Here is a 13,176-nt window from a genome sequence, read left to right on the forward strand (position 1 = left end):
AAACGTAGAGACACGATTAATCGTGTCTGTACAATAAGCAAACTAAGGGCGTATGGGGGATGCCTAGGCTCTCAGAGGCGATGAAAGGCGTGATAAGCTGCGAAAAGCTACGGGGACGAGCACACATCGTACGATCCGTAGATACCTGAATGGGGCAACCCACTATGTTGAAGACATAGTACACCGATAGGTGGGCAAACCCGCTGAACTGAAACATCTAAGTAGGCGGAGGAGAAGAAAACAAAAGTGATTCCGTAAGTAGTGGCGAGCGAACGCGGATTAGCCCAAACCAATGTTGTTACGGCAATGTTGGGGTTGTAGGACCACGACATTTTATGTACAAGGAACCGGAAGTTACTGGAAAGTGACACCATAGAGGGTGATAGTCCCGTATGGGTAACGAGTATAATAAATAGTGGTATCCTGAGTAGGGCGGGGCACGTGAAACCCTGTCTGAATTTGGCGGGACCATCCGCTAAGGCTAAATACTCCTGAGAGACCGATAGTGAACCAGTACCGTGAGGGAAAGGTGAAAAGAACCGTGAATAACGGAGTGAAATAGATCCTGAAACCATACGCTTACAAGCGGTCGGAGCCCTTTAGTGGGGTGACGGCGTGCCTTTTGCATAATGAGCCTACGAGTTAACGTTGCTGGCAAGGATAAGTGGTTAAGCCACGGATCCGTAGCGAAAGCGAGTCTGAATAGGGCGCTTTAGTCAGTAGTGTTAGACGCGAAACCGTGTGATCTACCCATGGGCAGGATGAAGCGCTGGTAACACAGTGTGGAGGTCCGAACCGGTTGACGTTGAAAAGTCTTCGGATGACCTGTGGGTAGGGGTGAAAGGCCAATCAAACTCGGAAATAGCTCGTACTCCCCGAAATGCATTTAGGTGCAGCGCACGGCGTAAAGTTATATAGAGGTAGAGCTACTGATTGGATGCGGGGGCTTCACCGCCTACCAATTCCTGACAAACTCCGAATGCTATATAATGTTTCCGTGCAGTGAGGGCTTGGGTGCTAAGGTCCAAGTCCGAGAGGGAAAGAACCCAGACCATCAGCTAAGGTCCCCAAATATACGCTAAGTTGAAAGAACGAGGTTTGTCTGCCCAGACAGCTAGGATGTTGGCTTGGAAGCAGCCATTCATTTAAAGAGTGCGTAACAGCTCACTAGTCGAGCGGACGAGCATGGATAATAATCGGGCATAAGCGTATTACCGAAGCTATGGATTTGTAATTTATTACAAGTGGTAGGGGAGCATTCTAACAGGGTTGAAGGTGTATCGTAAGGTATGCTGGACTGGTTAGAAAAGAAAATGTAGGCATAAGTAACGATAATGCGGGCGAGAAACCCGCACACCGAAAGACTAAGGTTTCCACAGCTATGCTAATCAGCTGTGGGTTAGTCGGGACCTAAGGCGAACCCGAAAGGGACAGTCGATGGACAACGGGTTAATATTCCCGTACTAGTTATTACTGTGATGGGGTGACGGAGTGATGAAAGCGCCGCGAACTGACGGAATAGTTCGTTGAAGTACCTACCTATAAGACCCGCAGGCAAATCCACGGGTTTTGGGGAAATACGATAGTACTCGGATACTTCGGTAGAAGAGATAGTGCGCCTAAGGGCTTCCAAGAAAAACCTCTAAACTTCAGGTAATAAGTACCCGTACCGCAAACCGACACAGGTAGTCGAGGAGAGAATCCTAAGGTGCTCGAGAGATTCATGGCTAAGGAATTAGGCAAAATAGACCCGTAACTTCGGGAGAAGGGTCGCCCCGAGCAATCGGGGCCGCAGTGAAGAGGTCCAGGCGACTGTTTATCAAAAACACAGGGCTCTGCAAAATCGTAAGATGAAGTATAGGGCCTGACACCTGCCCGGTGCTGGAAGGTTAAGTGGAGATGTTATCTTCGGAGAAGCATTGAAATGAAGCCCCAGTAAACGGCGGCCGTAACTATAACGGTCCTAAGGTAGCGAAATTCCTTGTCGGGTAAGTTCCGACCTGCACGAATGGTGTAACGATCTGGACACTGTCTCAGCCATGAGCTCGGTGAAATTGTAGTAGCGGTGAAGATGCCGCTTACCCGCAGTGGGACGAAAAGACCCTGTGCACCTTTACTATAGCTTAGTATTGACCTTGGATAAATGATGTGTAGGATAGGTTGGAGACTGTGAAGTGGCGTCGCTAGGCGTTGTGGAGTCATTGTTGAAATACAACCCTTTGTTTATCTGAGGCCTAACCCCATAATGTGGGGGACATTGCTTGGTGGGTAGTTTGACTGGGGTGGTCGCCTCCAAAAGAGTAACGGAGGCTTCTAAAGGTTCCCTCAGTACGCTTGGTAACCGTGCGTAGAGTGCAATGGCATAAGGGAGCTTGACTGAGAGACATACAGGTCGATCAGGTACGAAAGTAGAGCATAGTGATCCGGTGGTTCCGCATGGAAGGGCCATCGCTCAAAGGATAAAAGGTACGCCGGGGATAACAGGCTGATCTCCCCCAAGAGCTCATATCGACGGGGGGGTTTGGCACCTCGATGTCGGCTCGTCACATCCTGGGGCTGGAGAAGGTCCCAAGGGTTGGGCTGTTCGCCCATTAAAGTGGCACGCGAGCTGGGTTCAGAACGTCGTGAGACAGTTCGGTCTCTATCTACTGTGGGCGCAAGAAATTTGAGTGGATCTGATTCTAGTACGAGAGGACCGAATTGGACAAACCTCTAGTGTATCTGTTGTCACGCCAGTGGCACCGCAGAGTAGCTACGTTTGGAAGGGATAAGCGCTGAAAGCATATAAGCGCGAAACCCACCACAAGATGAGATTTCTTTTAAGGGTCGTGGGAGATGACCACGTTGATAGGCTATAGATGTAAAGGCAGTAATGTCATAGTCGAGTAGTACTAATAACCCGTAAGCTTATGTACACCCTTTTCCTCCCGAGTAATCGGGAGGGAGAAACTTTCTAATACACTTTTTATATTCTTTATCTCAGTATGTTAAGATATTTGCTCGACGCAAGAGCAGTCAAAAGACGAAAGTCACAAGTCCAAAAGGTAACTTTAGACTTTAAGACCTTCGACTTTAGACTAACAACCTTAAGGTGGTTATTGCGGCGGGGCTCACCTCTTCCCATCCCGAACAGAGTAGTTAAGCCCGCCAGCGCAGATGGTACTGCAGTTATGTGGGAGAGTATGTCGTCGCCTTTCTTTGAAAAGCCTATCTGAAAAGATGGGCTTTTTTTTTAATTTACTTATTTAAGTAAGGTACCTTAGCTCAGATGGTAGAGCAATGGACTGAAAATCCATGTGTCCCTGGTTCGATCCCTGGAGGTACCACAACCAGCTCGGATGGTGAAATTGGTAGACACGCTGGACTTAAAATCCAGTGAACAGCAATGTTCGTGCGGGTTCAAGTCCCGCTCTGAGTACTTTAATAAACCCTGCAACTTTAAAAGTTGGAGGGTTTTTTGCGTTTAAATTTTGAGAACTTTAAAATTTTTTGGTATTCTTAAAATTTCGAAATCTATTTTTTATCTCGTTCTAAATTCACTTCTAAACGATTTTATATCTTATATGTTTACTCTATGTATTATTGAATTTATTTGATGTTTTATAATTAGGTTAATAATTTATTAATTTAGTACCATGAGGATGTTGTGAAGAGTAGGTTTGAACTTTATGTTGTATTTTTGCCTAAAATATAAATATATAATATGAAGAGAATTATTTTGTTTTTGACAATTATTTTGTCTTTAAACTCACAAGCGCAGCAACGCCCCAAATTGGTAGTGGGAATAGTAGTCGATCAAATGAAAATGGAGTATTTATACCGTTTTTCAGATGATTTTTCTGCCAATGGATTTAAAAGATTGATGAATAATGGATATACTTTTCATAATATGCATTATAACTATATGCCAACTTATACTGCTCCAGGTCACGCAAGTATTTATACTGGAGCTACTCCGTCAACTCATGGTATTGTTGGTAATGATTGGTTTAACAAAGCTACAGGAAAAGATCTCTATTGTACTGACGATGCATCTGTTAGGACTCTAGGAGACGGTACAGATAAAGAGGGTGCAATGTCACCAAGAAATCTTCTAAGTACTACTATTACAGATGAGTTGCGTATGGCAACCAATTTTAGAGGTAAAGTAATCGGATTGAGTATTAAAGATCGTGGTGCTATTTTACCAGCAGGACACTTTGCAAATTGGGCATTTTGGTATAGTTCAACAGGTTCCTTTATTTCAAGTACTTTTTATGGTGCAAATTTGCCAAATTGGATAGCGGAATTCAATCAGGAAAAAAGGTATATGAATTACATAAATAAAGGTTGGAATTTATTAAAGCCTATATCTACGTATAATGAAAGTTTAGCAGATGATAATCCATACGAGGGGAAATTGGATAAAGCAAATGGTCCTGTTTTTCCTTATGATTTAGCTAAAATCTACAAAGAAAAAGGTGCTGATGTTTTACGCACTACACCTTTTGGTAATGATATTTTGGTCGATATAGCGATGAAAGCTATTGAAAAGGAGGAGTTAGGAAAAGATGATATAACGGATTTTTTAACGGTTAGTTTTTCTTCAACAGATTATGTTGGTCATACTTTTGGACCTCGTTCTATAGAATTACAAGATACCTATTTACGCCTTGATCAAAATCTAGATCAATTTTTAAATTACTTAGATAAGACAGTTGGAAAGGATAATTATTTGGTTTTTTTAACTGCTGATCATGCTGGGGCAGAAAATCCGAATTATTTAAAGGATAATAAATACAATGTAAAAAATGTTCCTACTAAAGGTTTTGTGGAATCCTTAAAGAAATTTTCAAATGAAACTTTTGGAGCAGATCTTATTTTGGACTATTCTAATTTCAATGTGTTTTTCAATTTGGACTTGGTAAAACAAAAAGGTTTAGAATTGACAAAAGTAAAAGAGAGCTTTAAAGGATTTTTGATGACACAAGAGCATATCAAAAGAGTTTATACTGAGGAAGAAATTTTAGCTTCATCAGGTGATGATTATTTTTTGATTTTTATAGCTAAAGGTTATGATCCTAAACAGAATGGTGAGTTAGTGATTTTAGATAAAACGGGCTATATGGAATATCAAGCTACAGGAACAACACATGGATCTCCAAATAGTTATGATACTCATGTACCGCTTCTTTTTTATGGATGGCATGTACCTAAAGGAGAATTACACGCTAAAAAATATATTACTCAAATTGCACCTACGCTGTCTCAGATGTTGAAAATTCCGTTTACGAATGGCACTGAGTCAGAAGTTTTAGAAACTTTACTTGATAAATAATAGTTTTTTGAATTGAAAAATCCCATTTACAACTGATTGATAGTGTAAATGGGATTTTCTATTTTAAACCGCTGCTATTGCTTGTGGTAATGGAATTTGATTTTTCAATAAATCTTCAAAGGTTTCATGTGCTCTGATTAAATGTCCTTCGCCATTCATCCATAAAACTTCTGCGGGCTTGTATCTGGAGTTATAGTTTGAGGCCATAGAGAAACAATAGGCTCCAGCATTTCTAAATGAGAGTATATCGCCTTCTTTGATTTCGGCAATTCTTCTGTTGTTTGCAAATGTGTCTGTTTCACAAATATATCCTACTACAGAGTAAAAACGCTCTTTCCCTTTTGGGTTTGAGATGTTTTCTATATGGTGCTGTGAACCGTAAAACATTGGACGAATTAAATGATTGAAACCACTGTCGATTCCTGCGAATACAGTTGATGTTGTTTGTTTAACGACATTAACTTTTGCTAAGAAATATCCAGCTTCACTTACAAGGAATTTTCCAGGTTCGAAAATCAATGTTAATTCTTTTCCGTACTCATCACAGAAGGCGTTGAATCGTTTCGATAATTTTTTACCCAACTCTTCAATGTCTGTTTCGATATCGTCTTTTTTGTAAGGTACTTTAAATCCACTTCCGAAATCTAAGAATTCTAAGTTTTTGAAATTTCTAGCTGCATCAAATAATATTTCAGCTGCATATAAAAATACTTCAATATCTAAAATATCGGAACCAGTGTGCATGTGTATACCCACAATGTTCATTTTTGTGTTTTCGACAATTCGAACTAAATGTGGTAATTGGTGAACTGAAATTCCAAATTTACTATCAATATGACCTACAGATATATTGGCGTTTCCGCCTGCCATAACGTGAGGATTGATTCGGATGCAAACTGGTACATTTGGATATTTTGTTCCAAATTGTTCCAAAATTGATAAATTATCAATGTTTACTTGAACTCCCATTGCTGCAACCTCTTCTATCTCTTCAAGCGAAACACCGTTTGGAGTATAAAATATTTTTTCCGGTTCGTAGCCTGCGTGCAAGCCTAATTGTACTTCTTGGATAGAAACTGTATCCAAACCTGAACCCATTTCTCGTAACAATTGAAGTATCGCCACGTTTGATAAGGCTTTCATAGCATAATTGATGCGCAACTGTTTTACCTTAGAAAAAGCTTTGGATAATCTGTTGTATTGAGATTGTATTTTTTCGGCATCATATACGTATAATGGACTACCAAATTGTTCTGCTAATTGTACTAAGTCTTTTGATTGCATATTTATTAATTTTGAGCAAATTTATTACTCTTTATTTAGTCCCACAAGGGAAGATATGAATTCTAACAAATTGTAACAAAAAGTTATATTTTAAACAAAGAAGTGTTTTAGATGCGAATTTTTTATTTGGGTGAGGGATGGTAGCGGATAGCCCACAGACGCTGTAGTTTTTACGAAAGCGGCGAGGACTTGAAGCGAACAGCCCGACGCTACCGAAACGATAGTGGAGGTAGGGGCACCTCCTAAAAAATCAAATGACTGCCATTAATTAAATTGGCAGTCATTTTTTGATTGTTTAAAAACTATTTATAGGCTAGGTAAATCGCCATTTCCTTTGGTAGGTAAGTTGGTATAACCCATCAAGTATTTATCTACTTCTCTGGCGGCTTCACGACCTTCAGAAATTGCCCAAACAATTAAGGATTGGCCTCGACGCATGTCGCCTGCAGTGAAAATATGCGGAATATTGGTCTGGTAATTAGTAGCTTGATAGTTGTTACGAGTGTCAATTTTGATGCCTAACTGCTCACTTAATGTTTTCTCAGGGCCAGTAAAACCGAGTGCTAACAAAGCTAAGTCACAAGGCCAGATTTTTTCGGAACCTTCTTTTTCAATTAATTCAGGTCGCTGACCAGGGATAATTTTCCAAGCTACTTCAACGGTTTTTAAGCCAACCAACTCTCCGGCTTCATTGGCTATAAATTCCTTCGTATTGATGAGCCAGTTTCTATCGCAACCTTCTTCATGAGAGCTTGAAGTTTTTAATTGCAAAGGCCAAAAAGGCCATGGAGTGGACTCGCTTCGGCTTACCGGAGGTTTTGGTAAAATTTCAAAATTTGTAACTGATTTGGCACCATGACGGTTTGAGGTTCCTACGCAGTCCGAGCCTGTATCTCCACCACCAATAACGATAACATTTTTATCCGTTGCTTTGATTTGATCAGGAATTGACTCACCGTATAATGCTTTGGTTTGCTGTGTTAAAAAGTCCATTGCCTGCACCACACCTTTGCTTTCAATTCCTTTTGTTGGTAAACTGCGACGCTCTGTAGCACCACCGCATAATACAACAGAATCGAAATTATTGAGTTCTGAAATTTCATAATTTACCCCCACATTGACATTGGTTTTAAAAGTAATTCCCTCCGCTTCTAAAACTTTTATACGTCTATCAATAATTCCCTTTTCTAGTTTAAAATTTGGAATTCCATAACGCAATAATCCACCAATGGCGTTGTCTCTTTCAAAGACGGTAACGGTATGTCCGGCGCGGTTCAATTGTTGTGCTGCTGCCAGACCAGCTGGCCCAGAGCCAATTACGGCGACTGTTTTACCGGTTCTAACCCCTGGAGGTTGTGGTTTGATCCAACCTTCGGCAAAGCCTCTTTCAATAATATTTTTTTCAATATTTTCGATAGCAACTGGCTCGCTAATGATTCCTAGAACACATGATTTTTCGCAAGGAGCTGGACAAAGTCTTCCTGTAAACTCAGGAAAATTATTAGTAGATTGTAATATTTTCAGTGCACTTTCCCATTCCTCCTGATGCACCATATCGTTAAAATCAGGAATTAAATTTCCTAACGGACACGAGCTGTGACAAAAGGGAATGCCGCAATCCATGCATCTGGAACCTTGTTCCTTGATTTTATCTTTGGTTAACGGAATTGTAAATTCATTATAATTTGTTACTCTTTCTGGAACTGCAACATTACTTTCGTCGGTTCTAGAATATTCTTTAAATCCTCCTATTTTTCCCATGACTATGATGCTATAAGTTCTTTAATTTCTTTTTCTTCGGCTAAGCGCTGCAACGCTTTTTTGTAATCTGTAGGCATTACTTTTACAAAATGTTGCTGTTGATTTTCCCAATCTTCCAGAATCCTTTTTGCTAAAGGACTACTCGTATACAGCGAATGATTTTTAATCAAACGACGTAGTTTAGTGAAGTCGTCCTCTTCTAAAGATTCCAAGCCAACCATTTCCATGTTACAAACTCGTGCATCAAATTTTTTGTTGGGATCGAAAACATACGCAATTCCACCGCTCATACCGGCTGCAAAATTCCTTCCAGTTTTTCCTAAAACTACTACAGTTCCTCCAGTCATATATTCGCAGCCATGATCTCCAATTCCTTCTACAACGGCTGTCGCTCCGGAATTTCGAACACAAAAACGTTCTCCCGCCATACCATTGATGTAGGCTTCGCCAGTAATAGCACCGTATAGCGCCACGTTACCAATAATGATGTTTTCTTCGGGTTTAAAAGTTGCAGTAGGAGGAACTTTAATAATTAGTTTTCCGCCAGAAAGCCCTTTGCCAAGATAATCATTACAGTTGCCGTGAATTTTAAAAGATAAACCATTTGTTGCAAAAGCTCCAAAACTTTGTCCAGCGGATCCTGTAAAATCAACTAAAATAGTATCTTCAGGTAATCCTTGTGCGCCATAAATTTTTGAGATTTCGTTACTCAATATGGCTCCTACAGAACGATCGGTGTTTTTGATATCGAAAGTGACTCTTGTTTTTTCTTTTCTGTAAATTGATGGAATCGCCGCTTTAATAATATCAAAATCCAAAACGTGCTCCAAAGCATGATCTTGAGTAGTTGTATTGTGATTGGGAACTTCTTTTGCTTTTTCAGGCTTGTATAAAATGGAAGACAAATCTAATCCACTTGCTTTGTAATGCTTGATGGCTTTGTTTACATTCAGTTTTTGTGATTGTCCAACCATTTCTTTCAAGGTTCTAAAGCCTAATTGAGCCATGATTTCTCGCAATTCTTCGGCAATAAAATACATGAAGTTGATAATGTGCTCTGGCGTTCCTTTGAAATTTTTTCTCAATTCAGGATCTTGTGTTGCAATTCCAACCGGACACGTATTCAAGTGACACGCTCGCATCATGATACAACCTGAAGCTACTAATGGCGCTGTTGCAAAACCAAATTCCTCTGCTCCAAGTAAGGCTGCAATAGCCACATCGCGACCCGTTTTTAATTGGCCATCACATTCTAAAACGATACGGCTTCTCAAATCGTTCAAAATCAATGTCTGTTGTGCTTCCGCAAGTCCAAGTTCCCAAGGAATTCCGGTATGAGTCAATGAGGTCAATGGAGCAGCTCCAGTTCCTCCGTCGTATCCTGAAATTAAAATCACGTCTGCTTTTGCCTTTGCGACTCCAGCTGCTATTGTACCTACACCAACTTCAGAAACTAATTTGACATTAATTCTAGCTTCTCGATTGGCATTTTTTAAGTCAAAAATCAACTGCGATAAATCCTCAATCGAATAAATATCATGGTGAGGTGGTGGCGAAATCAATCCAACATACGGTGTTGAGTTTCGAGTTTCGGCAATCCAAGGCACTACTTTTTCACCAGGTAATTGACCACCTTCACCAGGTTTTGCTCCTTGTGCCATTTTGATTTGTATCTCACGAGCGTTGGTCAAATAGTTGATCGAAACCCCAAAACGTCCAGAAGCAACTTGCTTGATGGCACTATTTCTTGAGTCTCCATTTAAGTCTTTTTGAAAACGTTTTGGATCTTCTCCGCCTTCTCCCGAATTGCTTTTTCCACCAATTCTATTCATGGCAATCGCCAGGTTTTCATGTGCTTCTTGACTGATGGATCCATAAGACATGGCGCCTGTTTTGAATTTTTTTACAATTTCAGTCCAAGGTTCTATTTCATCTAAAGGAATAGGATCTAAGTTATTGAATTCAAATAAACCTCTTATGGTCATCAAATTTTCACTTTGGTCATTGACCATTTTAGAGTATTCTTTATAACTTTCAGGACTGTTTAAGCGAACTGCTTGTTGTAATTTAGAGATTGTTGTTGGATTAAACATGTGCTTTTCTCCTGATCTTCTCCATCTGTAAACACCACCAATTTCGAGTGGAAGTAAATTACTGACTTTGGAATTTGGAAAGGCTTTTTGGTATCTTTTTTTGACTTCTTTTTCAATTTCCATCAATCCAATTCCTTCAATACGAGATGGCGTGTATGGGAAATATTTGGAAGTGAAGGTTTTATTTAATCCTAAGATTTCGAAAATTTGTGCCGCTCGGTACGAATGCAAAGTAGAAATTCCGATTTTATTCATGATTTTCAGAATTCCTTTTGCAATGGCTTTGTTGTAATTTTTGATGGCATAATCCGCTTTTACGCCAGTGATAAATCCTGCATTTACTTGATTGTGGATGATTTCGTTGACCATATATGGATTTATGGCACTTGCTCCATAACCAAATAATAGCGCAAAATGATGCGGCTCGCGTGGTTCCGCCGATTCGATAAGAATACCAAATTTCGAACGGACTTTTAAAATATTCGAAGAATGATGAATGTACGAACAGGCCAATAACATTGGAATAGGTGCCATTTTTTCGCTAACACCTCTGTCTGACAAAATCACAATATTACAGCCTTCTGTAACTGCTTTGTAGGTGGCTTGGACTGCTTTTTCAAGTGCGCGTTCTAAGCCGTTTACTCCTTTTTTGATTTCGTACAACATCGAAATAGTGACCGACTTGAAATCGGCATGATCGATGTTTCTTATTTTGTCTAAATCTTCGTTGGAGATAACAGGATTTTGGATTTTTAGTTTTTTACAATGTTTGGGAACAATGTCAAAAATATTATAATCGCCACCAATTGCCAAGCTAATATCCGTAATGATTTCCTCGCGAATACCATCGAGTGGAGGGTTAGTTACTTGTGCAAAAAGTTGTTTGAAATAATTATACAACAATTGAGGCTGATCAGACAATACAGCAAGCGGAGTGTCATTCCCCATTGAACTTAGTGCTTCGGCTCCTTCAGTACCCATTGGGTTGATGATGGTTTTTAAATCTTCAATCGTATATCCAAATAAGCGCTGTCTGGTTTCAAAATCAATATTTTCAATTGGAATGAGATTATCAGTGTACGGAATTTGAGCTAGCGAAAGTAAATTTTCGTCAAGCCATTGTTTATAAGGGCGCTTGGTGACAATTGCATTTTTGATTTCGTCATCTTCTATAATTCGGCCTTCGTTCATGTCAACCAAAAACATTTTCCCAGGTTCTAATCGACCGTGTTGAATCACATCTTCTGGTTTAATATCTAAAACCCCAATTTCAGAAGACATGATTACGAAACCACTTTTGGTTAAAGTGTATCGAGAGGGACGCAATCCATTTCTATCCAATAGCGCCCCAATAACGTTACCATCTGTAAAAGGAATAGAGGCTGGACCATCCCAAGGTTCCATAATACAAGCGTTGTATTCGTAAAAGGCTTTCTTATCTTCTGACATCGTTTGGTGTTTTTCCCAAGCTTCAGGAACCACCATCATCATGGCTTCTGGCAAGGAACGTCCTGTCATCAGTAACAATTCAATAACCATGTCCATCGAGGCAGAATCTGATTTTCCTTCCAGAATAATTGGGAAAAGCTTTTTGATGTCTTCGCCAAAAACATCACTTTTCATTAACTCCTCACGGGCACGCATGCGGCTTATGTTACCACGTAACGTATTGATTTCTCCATTGTGACACATGTAACGAAAGGGTTGAGCGAGTTCCCAAGATGGAAAAGTATTGGTCGAAAATCGTTGGTGAACCAATGCCAATCGGGTTACTAAATCATCATCGAGTAAATCGGTGTAATATCTGCTAATATCTTCTGGCATTAGCAAACCTTTATATATTATTGTAGTGGTAGAAAAACTTGAGAAATAAAACATGTGACTTTCGGAAATTCTTGAGTTCCGAATTGTGTGCTCTGCTATTTTTCTGACGGCAAACATTTTAGCATTAAATTGGTGCTCTGTCAAATCCAAACCTTTTTTACCTACAAAGACTTGCTTTACAGTAGGTTCTTTTTCTCCAGCTATTTGGCCTAAATTTGATGCGTCAACGGGAACGTCTCTCCATCCTAAAATTTCTAGATTTTGATCATGAATAGCATTTTCAAACGCAGTTTTACAAAAAACAACTTGATTGTTGCTCTTTGGCATAAAAACCATTCCAACAGCATATTCTTTAGCATTTGGAAGTTCAAAATCACATACTTTTTTAAAAAAATCATGCGGGATATCAAATAAGATACCAGCTCCATCTCCAGTTCTACCATCAGAACTTACAGCGCCTCGATGCTCTAGTTTTATAAGAATATCTAATGCTTTGTGTATAATATCATTTGACTTAATTCCGTTTAGATTGCAAATGAATCCCGCTCCACAATTGTCGTGTTCAAATTCGGGTAAATAAAGTCCTTGTTCTTTAACTATCATTTTTGAATTTTTTTATGTAAAATTAAACAATCGTTATAATATAAAAGGTATATGAGTTAAAACAGAGTGTTTTTTACAGTTGTAATAGAAAAGTATTGAATAAAAATCAATATTGATATTTTGAACGAGCTGTTTTGTTTTTTTTAATAAAAAGTAAAAGGATTTATTTTTAAAATTGGGTCTGAAACAGCCTAAATAGGTTTGTTTTTAACATTGAAATGAAATTCTAACAAAATTGTTTGAAAAATTGATATTTTTTAGAATCGTACCAATGTGAAATGGACGTAGATATCT

Annotated in this window: 4 protein-coding genes, 2 tRNA genes and 2 rRNA genes; 5 read left to right on the plus strand and 3 right to left on the minus strand. The window is 39.3% G+C overall.

The genetic code is table 11. The features are described 5' to 3' along the window. Positions 1 to 31 precede the first annotated feature (31 nt). From LQ189_RS03725 to pafA, 5 genes are all read left to right on the plus strand, one after another. Positions 32 to 2,915, plus strand: a 23S ribosomal RNA gene (locus tag LQ189_RS03725). Between the two features lie 172 nt (positions 2,916 to 3,087). Continuing rightward, a 5S ribosomal RNA gene (gene rrf / locus LQ189_RS03730) occupies positions 3,088 to 3,197 on the plus strand. A gap of 56 nt (positions 3,198 to 3,253) precedes the next feature. Then, a tRNA-Phe gene (locus LQ189_RS03735) sits at positions 3,254 to 3,326 on the plus strand. A gap of 6 nt (positions 3,327 to 3,332) precedes the next feature. Further along, positions 3,333 to 3,418 (plus strand) — tRNA-Leu (locus LQ189_RS03740). Between the two features lie 285 nt (positions 3,419 to 3,703). After that, positions 3,704 to 5,317: an alkaline phosphatase PafA gene (gene pafA, locus LQ189_RS03745; protein WP_230154392.1), complete on the plus strand. Its 1,614-nt coding sequence runs from the start codon at positions 3,704 to 3,706 to the stop codon at positions 5,315 to 5,317. 63 nt (positions 5,318 to 5,380) lie between these two features. On the opposite strand, the gene lysA is transcribed toward pafA, so the two are convergent. From lysA to gltB, 3 genes are all read right to left on the minus strand, one after another. Continuing rightward, positions 5,381 to 6,601, minus strand: a complete 1,221-nt coding sequence (lysA, locus tag LQ189_RS03750; RefSeq protein ID WP_144894018.1) for a diaminopimelate decarboxylase — start codon at positions 6,599 to 6,601, stop codon at positions 5,381 to 5,383. A gap of 306 nt (positions 6,602 to 6,907) precedes the next feature. Next, a complete protein-coding gene (locus tag LQ189_RS03755) occupies positions 6,908 to 8,362 on the minus strand; it encodes a glutamate synthase subunit beta (RefSeq protein WP_230154393.1) in 1,455 nt (484 codons plus the stop codon). 2 nt (positions 8,363 to 8,364) lie between these two features. Then, on the minus strand, positions 8,365 to 12,882 hold the full coding sequence (gene gltB / locus LQ189_RS03760) for a glutamate synthase large subunit (protein ID WP_230154394.1): 4,518 nt from the start codon (positions 12,880 to 12,882) through the stop codon (positions 8,365 to 8,367). Positions 12,883 to 13,176: the final 294 nt, after the last annotated feature.

The sequence above is a fragment of the Flavobacterium sp. CECT 9288 genome (assembly GCF_918731615.1).
GTDB lineage: Bacteria > Bacteroidota > Bacteroidia > Flavobacteriales > Flavobacteriaceae > Flavobacterium.